This window comes from Pseudomonas sp. LAIL14HWK12:I7, from assembly GCF_000483465.1.
In the GTDB taxonomy this organism is placed as follows: Bacteria; Pseudomonadota; Gammaproteobacteria; order Pseudomonadales; family Pseudomonadaceae; genus Aquipseudomonas; species Aquipseudomonas kermanshahensis.
Map to the genome: position 1 here is coordinate 200,912 of NZ_KI519605.1, position 20,860 is coordinate 221,771.

The window sequence follows — 20,860 nt, forward strand, 5'->3', positions numbered from 1 at the left end:
AGCTCAAGGATCAGGAGGCAGCATGGCTTTTTTCATACATGGACAGCATCGTCACTATTATCATGACACCGGCTCCGGTAGCCCTGTACTCCTGCTGCACGGGTTGGGCAACAGCGGCAGGGCGTGGATGCCGCAGCTCAGCGCGCTGCTTGGCCTCGGGCACCGTGTCATCGTACCCGACCTGCTAGGGCACGGTGCATCCAGTGATGCACCCGAAGGCATCACCGCGCACGCCCAAGCCTTGGAGATGCTGGCGCTGCTGGACCACCTTGGGCTCGACAGCATCCAGCTGATCGGCTTGTCCCTGGGGGGCATGGTGGCCCTTGAGATGGCCTGCCATGCACCGCACGCCGTAGAGAAACTGATCGTTGCCGGCACCTTCGCCAGCATGAGCACGGCGCATCGCCGAGGGCTGCTCAGCGAGTGGGCGGCCGCCTTAGACAAGCAGGATGGTTGCCTCAAGCGGTTCAAATCGAGCTGGCCTGCATTGGTGGGTGCGGACTTCGCCGCCTCGCCCGATGGCCAGCGGCTTTACCAGGCGTGGCACGCCCAGGCGGCGCAGTTACGGGCGCACAACCAGGTGCGCTGGTGCGAGGGCATGAAGCAGTACGACCTGACTGGCGATTTGCCACGCATTGAGGCTGCCACACTGGTGCTCGCCGCAGAATTTGACCCGATCAGCCCCAGCGCCGAGGCCGAAACCCTCTGCAGCAACATCGGTCACGCTCGCCTGGCCACCCTCGCTGGCGAGGGGCACGTATTCAACGTACCGCTGGCACAGGCATTCAACCAGGTAACCGGTGCGTTTCTGCAGGAGCCCCTCCATCATGTCTGATACTCCCAACAAAGCCTGTGTCGGGTTGCTGGCGATACTGATCGGCTTGAACCTGCGCCCGGTCATGGCTGCCATCGGCCCGCTGCTGCAGTTGCTGCAGCACGACCTGGGGCTGAGCAATACCCAAGCCGGCCTGCTGACAACCTTGCCGGTGATGATGATGGGCCTGTTCGCGTTGTCCGGCCCCTGGCTGCTGCGTCTGGTCGGCGAGACCACGGGCGTGGCGACAGGCATCGTGCTGATTGCGCTGAGCTGCGCTGCACGCGCCTACGTCAGCACTGCCGAAGCGCTCATCGCCACGGCGGCACTGGGCGGTATCGGCATTGCGATCATTCAGGCGCTGATGCCAGCGTTCCTCAAAGGCAGCCATCCGCAAAGTGCCGGCATGCTGATGGGGTTGTTCACCACCGGCATCATGGCGGGCGCCGCGTTGGCCGCCGCCACGGCAGCACCCGGCGCGAGCCTGTTCGGCTGGCAACTGTCGTTGGGCTACGCTGCCGTCCCCGCATTGGTCGCCCTGATCGTCTGGCTGTTGCTAGCGCGTGGTACCCCTGGCGGACAGGTGGCGGCGACATTGCCCTTCCGCAGCGCGCGGGCCTGGCTGCTGTTGCTGTTCTTCGGCATTGGCACAGGTGCCTACACCTTGGTGCTGGCCTGGTTGCCGCCGTTCTACATCGAGTTGGGGTGGACAGCGGCCGAGGCGGGTTACCTGCTGGGGGCACTGACCGTCACCGAAGTGCTCGCCGGGTTGCTCGTGTCATCCTTGATCCAGCGCTTTCCTGACCGCAGGCACCCCTTGGTGTTGGTCATTCTGTTGTTGATAGCAGGGTTGGCGTGCCTGATGGTCGCGCCGGTAGCGTTGGCGGCCGTGGCGACGGTATGCCTGGGCCTGGGCATTGGGGCGCTTTTCCCTCTCTCGTTGATCGTTGCCATGGACCACGCGGATTCACCATCCAAGGCCGGTGCGCTGTTGGCGTTCGTGCAAGGTGGTGGGTACCTGATCGCCGCCAGCATGCCACTGCTCGCCGGTATCGTGCGTGACCAGCTCAGCTCATTGCACTGGGCTTGGGCGGTGATGATGATCGGTGCCTTCGTGCTGTTGGGGTTGAGCACCCTGTTGCGTCCGGTCAATAACCTTCGGGCTGTTCAACAGGCCTCATGACTTTCCGGGTATACCGTACTTGCGCAGCCGCTGCGCAATGGCGGTATGCGACGTTTGCAGCCTGCCGGCCAATTGCCGTGTTGAGGGGTAACTTGCATATAAGCGCTGCAAGAGTTCCCGCTCGAAGTCGCCCACAGCCTGCTCCAGGCTCGCCACTTCGCCGTCCTGGCCGCGGGCCACCGAAGTGCCGGCGATGTCCAGGTCGCCAATGTCCACCAGGTTGCCTTCGCAGATGGCCGCAGCGCGGAAAATCACGTTCTGCAACTGCCGCACGTTGCCTGGCCATGGGTTGGCAAGCAGCGCCGAGTGGGTGGCTGGCGTAAGCCGGCAGGGTGGGCGCTGGATCTGCGTGCAGGCCTGCTGCATGAAGAAGTGCGCCAGCATCAGGATGTCCTGGCCACGGTCGCGCAGCGGTGGCACCTGCAGGTTGAGCACGTTGAGGCGGTAGAACAGGTCTTCACGGAAGGTGCCTTCGGCCACCATGCGTTCCAGGTCGCGGTGGGTGGCGCTGATGATGCGTACATCCACCTTCACCTCACGGTCGCCACCCACGCGACGGAAGCTGCCGTCGCTGAGAAAACGCAGCAGCTTGGCCTGCAGGTAGGGCGACATTTCGCCGATCTCGTCGAGAAACACCGTGCCTTGGTTGGCCAGTTCCATCAGCCCCGGTTTGCCACCGCGTTGCGCACCGGTAAAGGCGCCTGGGGCATAGCCGAACAGCTCGCTCTCGGCCAGGCTCTCGGGCAGCGCGGCGCAGTTCAGGGCAAGAAACGGCGCGGCATGGCGGCTGCTGATGGCGTGGCAGGCGCGGGCCACGAGCTCTTTGCCAGTGCCGGTCTCGCCATGTACCAGCAAGGGTGCGTCGAGGGCCGCCACGCGCAGGGCACGGGCTTTGAGGGTACGGATGGCCGGTGACTCACCGAGCAAGGCATCGAAGCCTTCGGCGTGGTCATGGTGCAAGGCCGACAGGCGCTCGCCCATGCGCGTCGGCGGGTACAGGGTCAGCAGGCCGCCGGCGTTGGTGATGGGGGTGGCGTCGAGCAACAGGCTCTGGCCATTGAGCTGCATCTCGCGCATTGGCAGGTGGAAGTTGTTGTCTTGCAGGGCCTGAAGCAGCCCGTTGTCGCCGAACAGTTCACCCACCGAGCGCCCGGCCGACTCGCGCCCGCACAGGGCAATCAACGCCGGGTTGGCCAGCAGCACCAGGCCTGCGCTGTCCACCGCCAGTACCGGGTCGCTCATGGCCGCGAGCAGGGCGTCGAGCTGCAGGTGGCGGCGTTGGCCCGGGAGGATGTCGACCACATCCACCGACTGCACGCCCTGCACTTCGAACAAGGCGTCGTGCAACTCTTCGAGCACGGCGGGGCTGAGGGTCGGGGCGTCGATGTAGACGTTCGGCGGGACCATCTCCACGGCGTCCAGGTTGAGGTTGCGGGCACCGAGCAGGGCGAGGACTTCCTGGGTGATGCCGACGCGGTCGATGAAGCTGACGTGGATGCGCATGGGGGAGGCGGATGGTCATGGCCGGGGAGGCCAGTAGTATGCCTTGGGAGCAGTGTTAAACCCAATCGCCGGCAAGCCGGCTCCCACAAGTACCCCGCTGGACCCAAGATAGTGGAGTACCTGTGGGAGCCGGCTTGCCGGCGATTGGGTCACTCCAGATGTTCAGGCTTGATCGCGTCGCCCGACTTCACGTCCAGCTTTTCGCGAATGTCCGCGAACATGTAATCGTAGAGTTTGTGCGGTGAACTGAGGTTCTCGAACTTCTTCGGCGGGGCCAGGTAAGACTGAGCCTTGCGGGTCAACAGCATGAGGAAGCTGGGCAACACTTGGTCCTTGGCGAGGAAGAACTTTTCTTCCACCGGCTTGCCTTCGATGCTGCCATGCATGCGGAACTGAATGCCTCTGCCTTCCTTGGGGTCCGTCGCGGCCTCGTATTCGATGTTCAGGTCATAGCTGTGGTCATTGGTGTTCAGCGCGCTGCGCTCGATGTGTACATGACCAGGGTGGTACTGGGCCATGGCAAGCTCCTTTGGAAGGTCGAAAATGGCGGGCGCTATGCGCCCGCCCACTGCATTCAACGGTAGCTGATCCCAGGCTTGGCGGTGGAAACCCGGGTGCCGGCGGTGCCTTTGACGATGTCTTCGATGTTCTCCAGCGAGCTGATCACCGCCACTTTGCCGGTGTTGCGGGCAAAGTCACTGGCCGCCTGCACCTTCGGCCCCATCGAGCCAGCGGCGAAGCCCAGGCGTTCGAGTTCGTCGGGGTGAGCCTGGGCAATGGCCTTTTGCGTAGGCTTGCCCCAGTCAATGTAGGCCGCATCGACGTCGGTGGCGATTATCAGAAGGTCGGCTTCCAATTGCTCGGCCAGCAGTGCCGAGCACAGGTCCTTGTCGATGACCGCTTCGATACCTTTGAGCTTGCGGTTTTCGTCGTACATGGTGGGGATGCCACCGCCACCGGCGCAGATCACGATGCTGCTTTTTTCCAGCAGCCACTTGATCGGGCGGATCTCGAAGATGCGCTTGGGTTTGGGGCTGGCCACCACACGGCGGTACTTGTCGCCGTCGGGCTTGACCACCCAGCCTTTTTCCTTGGCCAGGCGTTCGGCTTCTTCCTTGCTGTAGACCGGGCCGATGAATTTGGTCGGGTCTTTGAAGGCCGGGTCGTTGGCGTCCACTTCGACCTGGGTGAGCAGGGTGGCGAACGGCACTTCGAACGCCAGCAGGTTGCCCAGCTCTTGTTCGATCATGTAGCCGATCATGCCTTCGGTTTCGGCGCCGAGCACGTCCAGCGGGTAGGCTTCGTCCGGCTTGTAGGACAGCGCCTGCAGCGACAGCAGGCCCACCTGTGGGCCGTTGCCGTGGGCGATGACCAGTTCGTTGCCGGGGTGAATCTTGGCGATCTGCTCGGTGGCGGTGCGGATATTGGCGCGCTGGTTGTCAGCGGTCATGGGCTCGCCGCGACGCAGCAGGGCGTTGCCGCCCAATGCAACAACGATACGCATGGGGAATGTCCTTTATCGGAAAAGTGGGTGCTGCTCCCAAGACGGGCACCGACCCTGTGGGAGCGGGTTTACCCGCGAATGCGTCGGCAAGGCCAGTGATGTCTTCTGGGCTGACGCTTTCGCGGGTAAACCCGCTCCCACAGGGTTCAGGGTTGTTCCTCCCGTCGAGTCAGCCCTTACAGGTCAGCCAGGGTCGACACCAGGATCGCCTTGATGGTGTGCATGCGGTTTTCCGCCTGCTCGAAGGCGATGCAGGCCGGCGACTCGAACACGTCATCGGTCACTTCGATACCGTTGGCCAGGTCTGGGTACTGTTCGGCGATCTGCTTGCCCACCTTGGTGTCCGAGTTGTGGAAGGCCGGCAGGCAGTGCATGAACTTGGTCCGTGGGTTGCCGGTGGCCTTCATCAGCTCGGCATTCACCTGGTAAGGCTTGAGCTGCTTGATGCGCTCGCCCCAGGCTTCGATCGGCTCGCCCATCGATACCCAGACGTCGGTGTGCACGAAGTCCACGCCCTTGACCGCCGCTTTCGGGTCTTCGGTGAGGGTGATGCGTGCGCCGCTTTCTTCCGCGTATTTCTTGCAGCGATCGACCAGGTCGTCGTGTGGCCACAGCGCCTTGGGCGCGGCGATGCGTACGTCCATGCCGAGCTTGGCGCCGATCAGCAGCAGCGAGTTGCCCATGTTGTTGCGGGCATCGCCCAGGTAGGCGTAGCTGATGTCGTGCAGCGGCTTGTCGCTGTGCTCACGCATGGTCAGCACGTCGGCAATCATCTGGGTCGGGTGGTATTCATCGGTGAGGCCGTTGAACACGGGCACGCCAGCGAACTTGGCCAGTTCTTCGACGATCTCCTGCTTGAAGCCGCGGTACTCGATGGCATCGTACATGCGCCCGAGCACGCGGGCGGTGTCCTTCATGCTTTCTTTGTGGCCGATTTGCGAGGAGTTGGGGTCGATGTAGGTGACGTTGGCGCCCTGGTCATAGGCGGCGACTTCGAAGGCGCAGCGGGTGCGGGTCGAGGTCTTCTCGAAGATCAGGGCGATGTTGTTGCCCTTCAGGTGCTGCTGCTCGGTACCGGTGTACTTGGCGCGCTTGAGGTCGCGGGACAAGTCCAGCAGGTAGCGCAGCTCGCGCGTGGTGTGATGTTCGAGGCTGAGCAGGTTGCGGTTGTGAATATTGAACGCCATGACAGTTTCTCCTTGAGTTTGGCAAACATCCCGGCCGCCGCTTCGTGGGCGCGGCCGGGCGTATGGTCGTTAGTAGTCGATTGGGTCGCGCACGATTGGGCAGGTCATGCAGTGGCCGCCGCCACGGCCCCGGCCCAGTTCGCCGGCGCTGATGGTGATGACCTCGATACCGGCCTTGCGCAGCAGGGTGTTGGTGTAGGTGTTGCGGTCGTAGCCGATGACCACGCCCGGCTCGATGGCCACCACGTTGTTGCCGTCATCCCACTGTTCGCGCTCGGCGGCAAAGCTGTTGCCGCCGGTTTCGACCACGCGCAGCTTGACCCCCAGTTGCTCGCCCACCACCTCGATGAACGACTTGTTAATGCGGCGCACGTCCATGCCGTAGGGCTTGCTTTCGTCCGGGCGGATGATGAACGGCACGATCTCTTTGACCACTTCCGGGAAGACCGTGACCAGGTCGCGGTCGCAGAAGCTGAACACGGTGTCCAGGTGCATGGCGGCACGGGACTTCGGCAGGCCGGCGACGATCACTTCCTTGACCGCGCCCTTGGCGAACAGGTTTTGCGCCAATTGGCCGATGGCCTGGCGCGAGGTGCGCTCGCCCATGCCGATCAACACGATGCCCTTGCCGATCGGCATCACGTCACCGCCTTCGAGGGTGGCGTTGCCGTGTTCCTTGTCCGGGTCGCCGTACCAGACCTGGAAGTCGGCACCGGTGAACTCCTTGTGGAACTTGTAGATGGCGGTGGTCAGCAGGGTTTCCTGACGACGCGCTGGCCAGTACATCGGGTTGAGCGTGACGCCGCCGTAGATCCAGCAGGTGGTGTCGCGGGTGAACTGGGTGTTGGGCAGCGGCGGCAGGATGAAGCTGGAGTGGCCCAGGTAGTCGTTGTACATCTTGACCACATCGGCGCCTTCGCTCTGCGGCAGGTCCTGGCCTGCCACACCGCCGATCAGGAACTCGGCCAGGTGGCGGGGATCAAGGCCTTCGAGCCAGCTGCGCACTTCGTTGGTGAGGCCCACGCCGACGGTGTCGGGGGTGATCTTGCGGTCGAGGATCCACTTGAGGGCGTCTTTGTTCTGCACGATGTCGGTCAGCAGGTTGTGCATTTCCAGCACATCGACGCCGCGCTCGCGCATCTTGGTGACGAAGTCGAAATGGTCGCGCTTGGCCTGGTCGACCCAGATCACATCGTCGAACAGCAGTTCATCGCAGTTGCTCGGGGTCAGGCGCTTGTGGGCCAGCCCAGGGGAGCAGACCATCACTTTGCGCAGTTTGCCGGCTTCGGAGTGGACACCGTACTTCTGTTTTTCAGCGGACATTGTTCATTCCTCCATGTGTGCGAAGACGTGGGTCAAAGGGTCAGGAAGCCGTCGTACAGGCCATAGGCAGCCACCAGGGCGCCGACGACCACGGCCGCGAAGATCAGTTTTTCCACGTTGGTAAAGATGGGTTGGCCAACCTCGCGCTTGGCCTTGGCGAACAGGATGGCCCCAGGGGCGTACAGCAGGGCCGAGAGCAGCAGGTACTTCACGCCGCCGGCGTACAGCAGCCAGATGGCGTACAGCAAGGCGACGGCGCCGATGAACAGGTCCTTCTTGCGTTCGGCCAGGGCTTGCTCGTAGGTTTCGCTGCGCAGTGCCAGCAGGAAGGCATACGCCGCCGACCACAGGTAAGGCACCAGGATCATCGAGGTGGCGAGGTAGATCAGCGACAGGTAGGTACTGCTGGAGAACAGCGTGATGACCAAGAAGATCTGCACCATGGCGTTGGTCAGCCACAGGGCGTTGGCCGGTACCTGGTTGGCGTTTTCGCGGCGCAGGAACTCCGGCATGGTGTGGTCTTTGGCGGCCGCGAACATGATCTCGGCGCACAGCAGCACCCACGACAGCAGCGCCCCCAGCAGCGAGATGATCAGGCCGACGCTGATCAGCACCGCCCCCCAGTGGCCGACCACATGTTCGAGCACGGCGGCCATCGACGGGTTCTGCAGCTTGGCCAGTTCTGGTTGGGTCATGATGCCCAGCGACAGCACGTTGACCAGCACCAGGAACAACAGCACGGTGACAAAGCCGATGACGGTGGCCTTGCCCACGTCAGCGCGTTTTTCCGCCCGTGACGAGAAGATGCTCGCGCCCTCGATGCCGATGAACACCCAGACGGTGACCAGCATCATGTTGCGCACCTGGTTCATCACGCTGCCCAGCTCCGGAGTGCCCAGGCCCCAGATATCGGCGGTGAACACATCCAGTTTGAAGGCGAACAGGCAGATGAGGGCGAACAGCACCAGCGGCACGATCTTGGCGACCGTGGTGACCAGGTTGATGAACGCCGCTTCCTTGATCCCCCGCAGCACCAGGAAGTGCACGGCCCACAGCAGAATCGAGGCGCCAATGATCGCGGCGGGGGTGTTGCCCTCACCGAAGATCGGGAAGAAGTAACCGAGTGTGCTGAACAGCAGCACGAAGTAACCGACGTTGCCGAGCCAGGCACTGATCCAGTAACCCCAGGCCGACGAGAAGCCCATGTAGTCACCGAAACCGGCTTTGGCGTAGGCGTACACACCGCCGTCCAGGTCAGGTTTGCGGTTGGCCAGCGTCTGGAACACGAACGCCAGGGTCAGCATGCCGACCGCGGTGATGGCCCAGCCGATCAGCACTGCACCAACCCCCGCGCTGGCCGCCATGTTTTGCGGCAATGAGAAGATCCCGCCGCCAATCATTGAGCCCACTACCAGTGCAACTAACGCACCGAGTTTTAGTTTTCCGGATGAATCAGACATTTAACAACTCCTGCCAGGAGAAAGTTGACGACAGAGTAAATCCGACGCCTGCACCATGGGCTGACTTGGGTCAGTTCACGGGCACGTAAAGTAGGAAAAATCCTTCACGTGGCTCCTGGAGAGTGCCGACAGCTTTGCTGCAGGCCTTGCACGCTGGCACCTCCATGTCCTTCTAGAGCAAACGCTCTGTTCGGCCTGCGATGCTTGAAGCTAGCTGTTTTTGAGGCTTTCGCAAATTTTTCACAAGAATTTCGAGTTTTAACAGTTTCTTCCCTAGTTGCTGGGCAGCTGCTAGTTTTTACTGAGGCATCGCATAGACAAAGCAGTTATGACTGCTATAGCTTTTATGGCCTTATTCAATATAAATCATGCCTTTTATATGGCCGCCACGGCTGTTTCAAACGCATGACAGCGGGTGAAAAAAGGGAGGCACATGAGCGAACCGGGACAGAAGCTGCGCTTGGGCGCGTTGATCGCACTGGTGGTTGGCTCGATGATCGGTGGCGGGATTTTCTCGCTGCCGCAGAACATGGCGGCGCGTGCCGATGTGGGTGCTGTGCTGACCGGCTGGGGCATCACCGCGGTTGGCATGCTGGCCCTGGCGTTCGTGTTCCAGACACTGGCCAACCGCAAGCCCGAACTGGACTCAGGTGTATATGCCTACGCCAAGGCCGGCTTTGGCGACTACATGGGCTTCTCGTCGGCCTGGGGTTATTGGATCAGCGCCTGGCTCGGCAACGTCGGCTATTTCGTGCTGCTGTTCAGTACGCTCGGGTTTTATTTTCCAGTGTTTGGCGAGGGCAACACGCCCATCGCCATCGGCTGTGCTTCGCTACTGCTGTGGGCGGTGCACTTTCTGGTGTTGCGCGGGATCAAGGAGGCGGCGTTCATCAACCAGGTGACCACCGTGGCCAAGGTGGTGCCGTTGCTGATTTTCATCGTTATCGCGGCCTTTGCGTTCCGGGCCGAGATCTTCACCCGTGATATCTGGGGCGTGAGCAACCCGCAGTTCGGCAATGTGCTGGACCAGGTGCGCAACATGATGCTGGTGACCGTGTTCGTGTTCATCGGTATCGAAGGCGCCAGCGTGTATTCCGGGCGTGCGCAGCGCCGCTCGGATGTGGGCAAGGCCACGGTGATCGGTTTTCTGGGGGTGCTGGCGCTGTTGGTGCTGGTCAACGTGCTGTCGCTGGGCGTGATGACCCAACCAGAGCTGGCGGGCTTGCAGAACCCGTCGTTGGCCTCGGTGCTGGAGCACATCGTCGGCCCGTGGGGTGCGTTGCTGATCAGTATCGGCTTGGCCATTTCGCTGCTCGGCGCACTGCTTTCCTGGGCGTTGCTGTGTGCGGAGATCCTGTTTGCCACCGCGCGTGACAAGACCATGCCGCGCTTTCTGGCCAAGGAAAACGCCAACCATGTACCGGCCAACGCCCTGTGGCTGACCAACTGCATGATCCAGGGGTTTCTACTGATTACGCTGTTTTCGGCTGGAACCTACACCAGCCTGATCTACCTGGCGTCTTCGATGATCCTGGTGCCTTACCTGTGGTCAGCGGCGTATGCGGTGTTGTTGGCGGTACGTGCAGACACCTACGCCGGGCAAGCGGCGTTGCGGCGCAAAGACCTGCTGGTGGCGTTGGTTGCTCTGCTGTATGCGGTGTGGCTGCTGTATGCCGGTGGGCTCAAGTACCTGCTGCTGTCGGCACTGTTGTATGCCCCTGGGGTGATTCTGTTCGCCAGGGCCAAGCACGAGCAGGGGCAGACCCTGTTCACGACGTGGGAGAAGCTCATTTTTGCCGCGGTGCTGGCGGGCGCTGCGCTGGCGGCGTATGCCCTGTATTCAGGGTTGCTGAGCTTGTGAGCCGGCTGGGCAGGCCTGTTCTGGGCGTGACCAGATCCACAGGTTGCCCAGGGTCATGCCGCCAATCGCCAGAAACACGGGCCAGTGATGGTCGAGGAAGGTCAGCATCAGCCCCGCGCACAGCAGCATGCTGAGGGTTGCACTGACCTTGGCCCGACGCTGAATCACCTTCCCATTGCGCCAGTTGAACAGAATCGGCCCGAACAACCGATGGTTCTCCAGCCAGGCAGACAGGCGCGGTGAACTGCGGGTGGCGGCCCAGGCGGCCAGCAAGATGAACTCGGTGGTCGGCAGGCCAGGAATGACGATCGCAACCAAGCCTATCCCCAAGCTGACGTAAGCCAGGATTCCATACAGCAGGCGGGCGATTTTCGAGCGGGCAGGTCGGGTCATGGTCTCACTGCAAAAAACGGTTCGGCCACCGGTGGGGTGGCCGGGCATAGCGTGTCAGACCAGCGCGGCATCCGCGGCATAGGCGTGTTTGAGCAGCTCGGTGAAGCGCTCGAAGGCTGCGACTGCGCCGCGTTCGGCGGCGGCCTCTTCGTCGGCCGACAGCGCCAGGCCATCGAGGATACGGGTGAACTGTTTCCAGCCTTCGGCACGGCCGCCGGCCGGTTCGCCCAGGTGGCGAGCGCCAAAGCTGTCGGACAGCTCCAGGGCCACGGCCCGCTTGATCAGAAACGCAGCGCCCAGTTTGGAGCCTTCGGAGACGAAGATCCAGCCCATGGCTTCGCCCAGGCTCGGATTTTGTACCGCGCCGGGCACTGGGCCAGGCACTTCGGTGTCGAGGTCGGCGAGGTCCAGGCGAGCCTGCTCGGCGCGGCAGCGCTCGGCCAGATCGGGGACGATGGCGATCAGTTGCGGGTCGGTGTACAAGGCCTTGAGTTCGGACTGGAACAGGTACTGGGCGACCACGAAGCGGGCGAAGCTTTCACGGCTGTCGAAGGGCGCGTGGGACTTGACCAGGGCATCCAGCTCGGCGTGCGGGGCGTGGGTGATCTGGTTGAGGCGCTGGGAGCGCAGGGCTGGGCGTTCGGTCATGGGGGCAGTCCTTGGAAAAAGGGGGCGTCTAGAGACAAGACGAAATAGCGGGGGCGGGACAGTAAAAAAACTGGGGTTTTCGGGTGTGGGCCTTGAGAGTTGTAGCGCCTTTGGGATCGAGCGCCGCTCGCGCGGCGTTTCGCAGCACAAGGCTGCTCCTACACCTGTTTGCGTGCGCCCTTACCTCAGGAGTAATTGGCCCGAAAAAATGTAGGAGCAGCCTTGTGCTGCGAAGCGCCGCGCAAGCGGCGCTCGATCTCAAGCACTGCAACAATCAAGGCCTACCCAAGCGATCAGATATCCCACACCACATTGATGCCAAAGTTACGCCCCGGCATGGTCAGGCGGTCCATGTTGGCCGGCTGGGTCACAGCCGCTTCACCCTGGCCGTCGTAGCTGCGCACCGAATCCCACTGCCAGTACTTCTTGTCGGCAAGGTTGTACAGGCCGGCGTTGATGGTGACGTCGTCGGTCACCTTGTAGAAGCCGGTCAGGTCCAGCACACCATAGCCCGGGGTGCGGAACTTGCTGCTCGAACCGTCGGGCGCGTAGAAGTGGGTGTCGTCCACGCGGGTCTTGCGCTTGACCAGCGTCCAGCTCAACAGGCCGCCGTAGTTCTGCTGCTCGTAACCCAGGCCGAACACGCCCTTCAGCGGGTTGACGGTGTTCAACGGCTGGCCGGTGTCATCGTTGCGGCCGTAGGTGTAGGCAATCGAGCCTTGGGTGTACAGGCCTTGCGGTGCACCGAAGTGATCCAGGTTCAGGCGGCCCTTGACCTCGGCACCCTTGATGGTGGCGTGCTTGATGTTGTTGGCCTGGAAGGTTTGCTCCAGGTTGGCGCTTTGCACGGCGTCTTCGTCGATGAAGTCGCGGTACTTGTTGTAGTAAACCGCCACATCGAAGTTGCCGGCATCGAAGTTGCCGCGCAGGCCGGTTTCGTAGCTTTTGCTCTTCTCAGGTTCAAGCCCCGGGTTGCCCTCTACGCGGTAGCCTTGCTCCAGGTTCTGGAAGCGGCCGTACATGGACTTGGCGGTCGGGGTGCGGAAGCCTTCGGCGTACTGGCCGTACCAGGTGTAGTTGTCGTTGAAGGCGTAGGTCAGGCCGAATTTGGGCGAGACGCGGTGCCACTTCTTGTCCGAGTCGTCCTGGGAGGTAGGCGCCGTGCCGGTGGACTCCAGGCCACGCAGGAAGGCGTCGGTGAACTTGGGCTCCATGTGCGTGTAGTCGTAGCGGGCGCCGGGCAGGAAGGTCCAGTTGTTCCAGCGGATCTCGTCCTGGACGAACAGGCTGTAGGTGTTCACGGTCGGGTCCGGGAAGTCGCTGACCAGGGCCTGGCCGTCTGCCGGGCGGTCTGCACCGGCGGCGCTGCAACCTGAGCCAACCGCCAGGCAGGTGCCAGTGCCACTGCGTGAACCGTCGACCTTCTCGTGCTTGAGGGTGGTGCCATAGGTCAGCAAATGGTCGGTAGCACCGATGCTGAAGGCCTTGTCCAGCTGGGCATCTAACACCCACTGGCGGTCTTTGTAGGTGGTGTCGCGGGTGCGCAGAACCTGACGGCCAGGTGGTGCGTAGACTTCCTCGGTGTGCTGGTCGGTCTTGGCGATTTGGTAGTTCAGGCTCCACTTCATGTGGTCGGCTACCAGCGAATCCAGGCCAAACTCGTGGTTGATGCCGAAGCGCTCGCGGGTAATGGTGTCGTTGCCGTTACGTGCCTTGTAGAAGCCCATCGCGGTGGTGCCTCCGATGAACGGCCCACCCACCGCACTGAGAATATTCTGGTCGCGGTCATCCTTGTAACGCTCGTAGGTGAACCCCAGGCGTGCGTCGTCGGCGTAGTTCCAGCCCAGTTTGGCCAGCACGTTGGTGGTGCGCGCGTCCTGCGGGTTGGCTTCGGTGCGGGCCAGGCCGTCACCGCTGTGGCCACCGTACGATTCGGTCTCGTGGCCGTTGCGCTGGCTCAGGTGCAGCAAGCCATCGACGTCGCCCTGGCGGCCGGCAACGGTGGCGGAGGTCAGCCAGCTTTCGTCGGCCGAGCTGTAACCGGTCTTCAAGCGGGCGCCGACATCTTTGCCGGGTTTGATGATGTCGTCTGGGTCGAGGGTGAAATAGCTCACCGCACCGCCGATGGCGTTGCTGCCGTACAGCACCGACGCCGGGCCGCGCAGGATCTCCACGCGCTTGACGATTTCGGGGTCGACATAGTTGCGCTGGGTCTGGGCGTAAGGGCCGTAGAAGAAGCTGTCGGGGATCGACACGCCGTCGATCTGGGTGAGGATCCGCTCACCGTCGATGCCGCGGATGTTGTAACCGTTCAGGCCGCTGCGTTGGCCGGTACCCGCCACCGAAACCCCCGGCTCGTAACGCACCAGGTCCTGAATGTTGTTGACGTTTTGCCGGTCCAGTTGCTCGCGGGTCTGCACGCTGACGGTGCTCGGCACCTGGCTGACGTCCTGGGCGCTGCGCGTGGCGCTGACAGTCACCTGCTGCAGGGCGATGACATTGCCCGTGGTCTGGCGTTCGAGCACCACATTGCCGTTACTGATCTTGCGATAGCCTAGGCCCGTGCCCTTGAGCAGGCGCTTGAGCGCAGCTTCTGGTGGCAGTGCACCTTGCACCCCTGGCGAGGCCACGTTATCGGCCAACTCGGCACTGAAACCGACTTGCCAGCCGGTCACCTGGCTGAAGGCATTGATGGCCGAGACCAGCGGCTGCTGGCCGATGCTGAAGCGATAGTCGCCCATGCGCGGGCTGCTGGCCTGGGCAGGTTCGGCGGCCAGGGCTGGCAGGCTGCAGGCGCCGCAGGCGAGCAGGGCCAGGCTCAGCAGGGACAATTGCCCTGTACGGCGGGAAAGTGTGGACGGGCGAGTTGGACCTGTGGACATCGAAAGCGCTCCCAGACGCGCGAACTGTTATAGGTGATGACCGTTCTTGTTTTCAAACAAGAATCAGTTGCATTGGCTATAACGAGACGGGCGGGGCAGCGCGATCGCGTAAAAATAATTTATCGCGCAGGCAAGGGATGCAGCGGTCACTCAGTTGAGGATGACCACCGCGGGGTATTCATGCAGCCGGGCAGAGGTGATGTGGGCTAAGGCACGCAGGGTTTCCAACGGTTGGTCGAGGCGATAGTTGCCGGTCACCGCGACGTCTTCGAGGCCGGCGTTACGGTTGATGATCCAGCCGGGGTAGTAGCGCCTGACCTCGGCCAGCACCTGGCTCAACGGGCAGTTCTCGAACACCAGGCGGCCATCGACCCAGGCCAGGTCCTTTTGCATGTCTGCGCGCTGTCGCTGGCCAAAGCCCTGAGGGCCGACGCTGATGCTGTCGCCGGCACTGAGGCGGATGCGCTGGTCACTTGAGGCCTGCAGGTCAACGTCACCGCGCTGGACCCGCACCTGGGCTTCGCCGTCCAGGTAACGCACGGCAAAGTCGGTATCACGCACCTGGGCGCGCAAAGGGCCGGCCTGCACTTCGAGCGGCACTTGCCCGCCTTCAGGGACCTGGAAGTAGGCCTCGCCCTGGAGCAGACGGGCCACCTGACGCCCTTCGCGCAGGTCGCTGGCAAACGCCGAATTGGTGTTGAGCAGCACTTTTGCACCGTCGTCCAGTTGCAGGCGCTGGCGCTCACCGACCACGGTCAGGTGGTCCGCCTGCAGGCGCATGGGCAGGTTGCCGAGGGTGAACAGGCCGACCAGCAGCACTGCCGCGGTGGCCAAGGGCTTCCAGTGGCTGCGCAGGCGCCCGCGCAACGACCGACGCTTGCCCTGATGCAGTTGCCCGGCAGCCTGGTGCAGCGGCATGCCGTTCCACAGCGCTTCTGCTTCAACGTAGGCTTCGGCGTTTTCCGGTGCGGCGCTGAGCCAGGCTTCAAAGGCCTGGGTGTCCTGTGCATCGGCGCATTGCAGGCGTACCAGCCAGTCCAGCGCCTCGTCCCTGGCACGGGCACGGGCATTGAGCCCGGCGGGTGTCGGGCGAGGGGCGGGGTGGTCGGTCACGGTGAATCCTTGAAAGGGTTATTCACGAATGATCAAGGCTAAGGCGGGGTGTGGCAAGCGCTTTGCGTTGCCTGGCGGGCCGGTGGTCGTTTCACTTGAGGCGGTCGGCGACGCCCATGCAGATCGCCATGATCAATTTCAGTTCCTTCTGAACCGTGCTGGCCGAGACGTTCAATTGCTCGGCGATTTCCAGGTAGGTGGCGCCATGCAGGCGGCTGAGGATAAAGATGCGCTGCTGGCGCTCGCTGAGTTGGTTGAGGCTGACGCTGAGGTGCTCGAGCAACTGCTCGGCGTGGGCGGCGTCTTCGCTGCTGCTGGCAGGGGCGGCAATGCTGTGCAGCACCTCGTCGGGCACGTCATCGACCAACATGCGTGCTTGCACCCGGCGTGCGCGCAGGTGGTCGAGGGCCAGGTTGCGCGCAGTCTGGAACACGAAGGGTTCGATATGCTCGATGGGCCGCTCACTCAAGGCACGGGACACCCGCAGATAGGTTTCCTGCAGCAGGTCCTCGGCCGTGCTGGGGTTGCCCACCATGCGTTGCAGGGTGCGCAGCAGGGTCAGGCGTTGGACGAGGAAGACGGAGTTGAACCGGGACTGACTCACGGGGGGACCTGGCCGACGAAAGGTTAATGATAATGCTTATCATCTGTACCAAAGGTCAAGTCTGGAAGTGTTTAGAAATGGTAAAGATTGTGATTAATCCAACCTAGCGCCTCCCGCTGTAGGAGCAGCCTTGTGCTGCGAAGAGGCCGGTAGACGCACCGAAAATGCTGGGCTGTACCGGCCTCTTCGCAGCACAAGGCTGCTCCTACAGGGAAACGTATGCCGCTGGGTTACTGGGCGCTGCACAACGCCAGGCAGTTATCCAGCATCCGGTTAGAGAAGCCCCATTCATTGTCATACCAGGCCAGCACCTTGAGCATCCGCCCATTGGCCCGGGTATGGTTGGCATCGAAGATCGACGATAACGGGTTGTGGTTGAAATCGCAGGAAACCAAAGGCAACGCGTTGTAGCCCAATACTCTGGAATGCCGGCTGGCCTCCAGGAACAGTTGGTTGACTTCGTCGGCACTGGCTTCGCGCTTGAGGTTAACGGTGAGGTCCACCAGCGACACGTTGATCACCGGTACCCGTACCGCCATGCCGGTCAGCTTGCCGGCCAGCTCCGGCAGCACCAGGCCCACGGCTTCGGCGGCGCCGGTCTTGCTGGGGATCATCGACTGGGTGGCCGAGCGCGCCCGGTACGGGTCGCTGTGGTAGACGTCGGTGAGTACCTGGTCGTTGGTGTAGGCATGGATGGTGGTCATCAGGCCCTGCTCGATGCCGAACTCGCGGTGCAGCACCTGGGCGATGGGCGCCAGGCAGTTGGTGGTGCAGGAGGCATTGGAAATGATCTGGTGCGAAGCGCGCAGCACGTCGTGGTTGACCCCGTACACCACGGTGGCATCGGCACCTTTGGCTGGCGCCGAGACGATCACTTTGCCAGCCCCGGCGGCGAGGTGCGCGGCGGCCTTGGCGCGTTCGGTAAACAGCCCGGTGCATTCGAACACCACGTCGATCGCTTCGGCCTTCCAGGGCAGTTCGGCCGGGTTGCGGATGGCACTGACTGCGATGCGGTCACCATTGACCGTCAGGCTTTCATGATCGGCTTCGACGCTGGCGTCGAAGGTGCCGTGCACGCTGTCGTACTTGAGCAGATGGGCGTTCATGGCGCTGTCGCCCAGGTCGTTGATGGCGACGACCTGCAGGTCCTGGCGGTAGCCTTGGGTATACAGTGCGCGGAGGACATTACGCCCAATGCGGCCGAATCCATTGATGGCGATGCGAAGGGTCATGGCATTACCTCTGGCGGTTCGAGTGAGGCCTGTGGCACAAAGGGGCTTCACTGAAACGGTTTTGTTGTTGGAATTACAAGATTATTCACTATCAGATAGAAAACAAGCCTTTTTAGTGGCAGTATTTTGTTTAAACATACAACGAGTGGTCGGGCAGGCCACCCCAGCGAGACCTCCAGGCCCTTTCCTAGAGCCTAGGTCGCAATCGTTTGGAGGGGAAATGCCCGGTAAGCCGCCCCTACAGTTAGCCTGGAGTCCAGTACATGCACCCGCGCATCCTTGAGGTCACCCAACGGCTGGTCGAACGCAGCCGTGCCACCCGTGAACGCTACCTGCAGCTGATTCGCGGCGCGGCCAGTGACGGACCCATGCGTGCCAGCTTGCAGTGCGCCAACTTCGCCCACGGCGTCGCCGGTTGCGGCGCGCAGGACAAGCAGAGCCTGCGCCTGATGAACGCGGCCAACGTCGCCATCGTCTCCGCCTACAACGACATGCTCTCGGCCCACCAGCCGTACCAGCACTTCCCCGAACAGATCAAACAAGCCCTGCGCGACGTCGGCTCGGTTGGCCAGTTCGCCGGCGGGGTACCGGCCATGTGCGATGGCGTGACCCAGGGCGAGCCGGGCATGGAGCTGGCCATTGCCAGCCGTGAAGTGATCGCCATGTCCACCGCTGTTGCCCTGTCGCACAACATGTTCGATGCCGCGCTGATGCTCGGCATCTGCGACAAGATCGTCCCCGGCCTGATGATGGGTGCGCTACGCTTCGGGCACTTGCCGACCATTTTCGTGCCAGGTGGCCCGATGCTGTCGGGCATCTCCAACAAGCAGAAGGCCGACGTGCGCCAGCGCTACGCCGAAGGCAAGGCCAGCCGCGAAGAACTGCTGGAGTCGGAGATGAACTCCTACCACAGCCCAGGCACCTGCACCTTCTACGGCACCGCCAACACCAACCAGCTGGTGATGGAAGTGATGGGGCTGCACCTGCCGGGCGCCTCGTTCGTCAACCCTTACACGCCATTGCGTGACGCGCTCACCACCGAGGCGGCGCAGCAGGTCACGCGCATGACCAAGGCCAGTGGCAGCTTCATGCCGCTGGGCGAGATCGTCGACGAGAAGGCGCTGGTCAACTCGATCGTTGCCTTGCACGCCACCGGCGGCTCCACCAACCACACCTTGCACATGCCGGCGATCGCCCAGGCGGCAGGCATCCAGTTGACCTGGCAAGACATGGCCGACCTGTCCGAAGTGGTGCCGACGCTGTCTCACGTCTACCCCAATGGCAAGGCGGACATCAACCACTTCCAGGCTGCCGGCGGTATGGCTTTCCTGATTCGCGAGCTGCTCGATGCCGGCTTGCTGCACGAAGACGTCAACACCGTGGCAGGCCATGGCTTGCGCCGTTATACCCAAGAGCCGTTCCTCGACAACGGCAAGCTGGTCTGGCGCGAAGGGCCGACGCAGAGCCTGGACGAAAGCATTCTGCGCCCAGTGGCGCGGCCGTTCTCGGCCGAAGGCGGCCTGCGGGTGATGGAAGGCAACCTGGGGCGTGGTGTGATGAAAGTCTCCGCCGTTGCCCCCGAACACCAGGTGGTGGAGGCCCCGGCGCGGATCTTCCACGACCAGCAGTCGCTGGCCGATGCCTTCAAGGCTGGTGAGCTGGAGCGCGACTTCGTCGCCGTGGTGCGCTTCCAGGGGCCGCGTTGCAACGGCATGCCCGAGCTGCACAAGCTGACGCCGTTCCTGGGCGTGCTGCAGGACCGCGGCTACAAAGTGGCGTTGGTGACCGATGGGCGCATGTCGGGCGCGTCGGGCAAGATCCCGGCCGCCATCCACGTGTGCCCCGAAGCCTACGATGGCGGCCCGCTGGCGCGCGTGCGCGAGGGTGATATCGTGCGGGTCGATGGCGTCGCCGGCACGCTGCAGGTGAAGGTATCGGCCGAAGAACTGGCCAGCCGTGACCTGCCACCCGCCCCCCAAGGCAATGATCTGGGTTGCGGGCGCGAGCTGTTCGGCTTCATGCGCATGGCGTTCAGCCCGGCCGAGCAGGGCGCCAGCGCCTTTACCTCGGCTTTGGAGAACCTCAAATGAAGGACTTGCTGGTTGGCGACATCGGTGGCACCAATGCCCGTTTTGCGTTGTGGCGTGACAACCAGCTGTACCAGGTGAAGGTATTCGCCACCGCGGACTACACAAGCCCTGAGCAGGCCATCGAGGCCTACCTGAAGGATCAGGGCATTGCCCGGGGTGGCCTGTCGGCGGTGTGCCTGGCGGTGGCCGGGCCGGTCGATGGCGATGAGTTTCGCTTCACCAACAACCATTGGCGCCTGAGCCGCCGTGCGTTCTGCAGCACGCTGCAGGTCGAGCGGCTGATGCTGATCAACGACTTCTCGGCCATGGCGCTGGGCATGACCCGCCTGCAAGCGGGCGAGTTTCACGAGGTGTGCCCTGGCCATGCCGACCCGCTGCGGCCTGCGCTGGTAATCGGGCCCGGTACCGGGCTGGGTGTCGGCAGCCTGCTGCGCCTTGGCGAGCAGCACTGGCAGGCGCTACCCGGTGAAGGTGGGCATGTCGACCTGCCGGTGGGCAATGCCCGCGAGGCCGCGATCCACCAACAGATTCACAGCCAGATTGGCCATGTCAGTGCCGAGACCGTGCTCAGTGGCGCAGGCCTGGTGCGCTTGTATCAAGCCCTGTGCGCGCTGGATGGCGACACACCGCGGCACAAGACCCCGGCGCAGATTACCGATGCCGCCCTGGGCGGTGAGCCGCGGGCGTTGGCGGTGGTCGAGCAGTTCTGCCGCTTCCTGGGCCGCGTGGCGGGCAACAATGTGCTGACCTTGGGCGCGCGCGGTGGGGTTTATATTGTCGGGGGGGTGATCCCTCGGTTTGCCGAGCTGTTCCTGCGCAGTGGGTTTGCCGCGAGCTTTGCCGACAAGGGCTGCATGAGTGGGTATTTTGCCGGGGTGCCGGTGTGGTTGGTGACGGCGGAGTTTTCGGGGCTGCTGGGGGCCGGGGTGGCGTTGCAGCAGGCGCTGGATCACTGATGGGGCCGCTTTGCGGCCCTTCGCAGCACAAGGCTGCTCCTACAGGATGGCGCTGGATCATTGGTGGGGCGCTTTGCTGCCCTTCGTACAGGATGGCGCTGGATCAT

The 20,860-nt window shown here is 63.0% G+C and carries 17 protein-coding genes; 5 read left to right on the forward strand and 12 right to left on the reverse strand.

The genetic code is table 11. The features are described 5' to 3' along the window. Positions 1-22: 22 nt before the first annotated feature. Both D886_RS0120330 and D886_RS27165 read left to right on the forward strand, forming a co-directional pair. Positions 23-835 (forward strand): alpha/beta fold hydrolase, encoded by an 813-nt coding sequence (locus D886_RS0120330; protein ID WP_027595646.1) that lies wholly within the window; start codon positions 23-25, stop codon positions 833-835. Further along, positions 828-1,997 (forward strand): MFS transporter, encoded by a 1,170-nt coding sequence (locus D886_RS27165; protein WP_033694297.1) that lies wholly within the window; start codon positions 828-830, stop codon positions 1,995-1,997. Before D886_RS0120330 ends, D886_RS27165 begins: the two co-directional genes overlap by 8 nt. Here D886_RS27165 and D886_RS0120340 read toward each other — a convergent pair. From D886_RS0120340 to arcD (D886_RS0120365), 6 genes are all read right to left on the reverse strand, one after another. Then, on the reverse strand, positions 1,992-3,500 hold the full coding sequence (locus D886_RS0120340) for a sigma-54-dependent transcriptional regulator (protein ID WP_027595647.1): 1,509 nt from the start codon (positions 3,498-3,500) through the stop codon (positions 1,992-1,994). The two genes, D886_RS27165 and D886_RS0120340, sit on opposite strands and share 6 nt — an antisense overlap. Positions 3,501-3,649: 149 nt before the next feature. Next, positions 3,650-4,018, reverse strand: a complete 369-nt coding sequence (locus D886_RS0120345) for a DUF5064 family protein (protein WP_027595648.1) — start codon at positions 4,016-4,018, stop codon at positions 3,650-3,652. Between the two features lie 56 nt (positions 4,019-4,074). Continuing rightward, complete coding sequence (gene arcC, locus D886_RS0120350) at positions 4,075-5,004, reverse strand: carbamate kinase (protein WP_027595649.1); 930 nt, start codon at positions 5,002-5,004, stop codon at positions 4,075-4,077. Between the two features lie 176 nt (positions 5,005-5,180). Further along, positions 5,181-6,191 (reverse strand): ornithine carbamoyltransferase, encoded by a 1,011-nt coding sequence (locus tag D886_RS0120355; protein ID WP_027595650.1) that lies wholly within the window; start codon positions 6,189-6,191, stop codon positions 5,181-5,183. A 69-nt stretch (positions 6,192-6,260) separates the two neighbouring features. Continuing rightward, positions 6,261-7,514: an arginine deiminase gene (arcA, locus tag D886_RS0120360; RefSeq protein WP_027595651.1), complete on the reverse strand. Its 1,254-nt coding sequence runs from the start codon at positions 7,512-7,514 to the stop codon at positions 6,261-6,263. Positions 7,515-7,546: 32 nt separating this feature from the next. Continuing rightward, positions 7,547-8,974, reverse strand: coding sequence for an arginine-ornithine antiporter (gene arcD, locus D886_RS0120365; RefSeq protein WP_027595652.1), 1,428 nt, complete (start codon positions 8,972-8,974; stop codon positions 7,547-7,549). A 433-nt stretch (positions 8,975-9,407) separates the two neighbouring features. Between arcD (D886_RS0120365) and arcD (D886_RS0120370) the strand changes: the two genes are divergently transcribed. After that, positions 9,408-10,835 (forward strand): arginine-ornithine antiporter, encoded by a 1,428-nt coding sequence (gene arcD / locus D886_RS0120370; RefSeq protein WP_027595653.1) that lies wholly within the window; start codon positions 9,408-9,410, stop codon positions 10,833-10,835. On the opposite strand, the gene D886_RS0120375 is transcribed toward arcD (D886_RS0120370), so the two are convergent. From D886_RS0120375 to gap, 6 genes are all read right to left on the reverse strand, one after another. Further along, on the reverse strand, positions 10,815-11,228 hold the full coding sequence (locus D886_RS0120375; protein ID WP_027595654.1) for a YbaN family protein: 414 nt from the start codon (positions 11,226-11,228) through the stop codon (positions 10,815-10,817). The genes arcD (D886_RS0120370) and D886_RS0120375 overlap by 21 nt on opposite strands. 54 nt (positions 11,229-11,282) lie before the next feature. Beyond that, entirely contained in the window at positions 11,283-11,876 is a 594-nt protein-coding gene (locus tag D886_RS0120380; RefSeq protein WP_027595655.1) for a biliverdin-producing heme oxygenase, read from the reverse strand. Positions 11,877-12,169: 293 nt separating this feature from the next. Next, complete coding sequence (locus D886_RS0120385; RefSeq protein WP_027595656.1) at positions 12,170-14,758, reverse strand: TonB-dependent receptor; 2,589 nt, start codon at positions 14,756-14,758, stop codon at positions 12,170-12,172. A gap of 150 nt (positions 14,759-14,908) precedes the next feature. Next, positions 14,909-15,871 carry a FecR domain-containing protein gene (locus D886_RS0120390; protein WP_027595657.1) on the reverse strand — a complete coding sequence of 321 codons (963 nt, stop codon included), beginning with the start codon at positions 15,869-15,871 and terminating at the stop codon, positions 14,909-14,911. 91 nt (positions 15,872-15,962) lie between these two features. After that, positions 15,963-16,475, reverse strand: a complete 513-nt coding sequence (locus tag D886_RS0120395; protein ID WP_027595658.1) for an RNA polymerase sigma factor — start codon at positions 16,473-16,475, stop codon at positions 15,963-15,965. Positions 16,476-16,705: 230 nt separating this feature from the next. Continuing rightward, positions 16,706-17,707 carry a type I glyceraldehyde-3-phosphate dehydrogenase gene (gap, locus tag D886_RS0120400; protein ID WP_027595659.1) on the reverse strand — a complete coding sequence of 334 codons (1,002 nt, stop codon included), beginning with the start codon at positions 17,705-17,707 and terminating at the stop codon, positions 16,706-16,708. Positions 17,708-17,970: 263 nt separating this feature from the next. Here gap and edd point away from each other — a divergent pair, with 263 nt between their 5' ends. Together edd and D886_RS0120410 are read left to right on the forward strand one after the other, a co-directional pair. Further along, entirely contained in the window at positions 17,971-19,797 is a 1,827-nt protein-coding gene (gene edd / locus D886_RS0120405; protein WP_027595660.1) for a phosphogluconate dehydratase, read from the forward strand. Continuing rightward, positions 19,794-20,753 carry a glucokinase gene (locus D886_RS0120410; RefSeq protein WP_027595661.1) on the forward strand — a complete coding sequence of 320 codons (960 nt, stop codon included), beginning with the start codon at positions 19,794-19,796 and terminating at the stop codon, positions 20,751-20,753. The genes edd and D886_RS0120410 overlap by 4 nt, the downstream gene beginning before the upstream one ends. Positions 20,754-20,860: the final 107 nt, after the last annotated feature.

Excerpts from the sequence above, each read along its gene's own strand:
- D886_RS0120330 (WP_027595646.1), top strand. The coding sequence starts at position 23 with ATGGCTTTTTTCATACATGGACAGCATCGTCACTATTATCATGACACC.
- D886_RS27165 (WP_033694297.1), top strand. The coding sequence starts at position 828 with ATGTCTGATACTCCCAACAAAGCCTGTGTCGGGTTGCTGGCGATACTG.
- D886_RS0120340 (WP_027595647.1), bottom strand. The coding sequence starts at position 3,500 with ATGCGCATCCACGTCAGCTTCATCGACCGCGTCGGCATCACCCAGGAA.
- D886_RS0120345 (WP_027595648.1), bottom strand. The coding sequence starts at position 4,018 with ATGGCCCAGTACCACCCTGGTCATGTACACATCGAGCGCAGCGCGCTG.
- arcC (WP_027595649.1), bottom strand. The coding sequence starts at position 5,004 with ATGCGTATCGTTGTTGCATTGGGCGGCAACGCCCTGCTGCGTCGCGGC.
- D886_RS0120355 (WP_027595650.1), bottom strand. The coding sequence starts at position 6,191 with ATGGCGTTCAATATTCACAACCGCAACCTGCTCAGCCTCGAACATCAC.
- arcA (WP_027595651.1), bottom strand. The coding sequence starts at position 7,514 with ATGTCCGCTGAAAAACAGAAGTACGGTGTCCACTCCGAAGCCGGCAAA.
- arcD (WP_027595652.1), bottom strand. The coding sequence starts at position 8,974 with ATGTCTGATTCATCCGGAAAACTAAAACTCGGTGCGTTAGTTGCACTG.
- arcD (WP_027595653.1), top strand. The coding sequence starts at position 9,408 with ATGAGCGAACCGGGACAGAAGCTGCGCTTGGGCGCGTTGATCGCACTG.
- D886_RS0120375 (WP_027595654.1), bottom strand. The coding sequence starts at position 11,228 with ATGACCCGACCTGCCCGCTCGAAAATCGCCCGCCTGCTGTATGGAATC.
- D886_RS0120380 (WP_027595655.1), bottom strand. The coding sequence starts at position 11,876 with ATGACCGAACGCCCAGCCCTGCGCTCCCAGCGCCTCAACCAGATCACC.
- D886_RS0120385 (WP_027595656.1), bottom strand. The coding sequence starts at position 14,758 with ATGTCCACAGGTCCAACTCGCCCGTCCACACTTTCCCGCCGTACAGGG.
- gap (WP_027595659.1), bottom strand. The coding sequence starts at position 17,707 with ATGACCCTTCGCATCGCCATCAATGGATTCGGCCGCATTGGGCGTAAT.
- edd (WP_027595660.1), top strand. The coding sequence starts at position 17,971 with ATGCACCCGCGCATCCTTGAGGTCACCCAACGGCTGGTCGAACGCAGC.
- D886_RS0120410 (WP_027595661.1), top strand. The coding sequence starts at position 19,794 with ATGAAGGACTTGCTGGTTGGCGACATCGGTGGCACCAATGCCCGTTTT.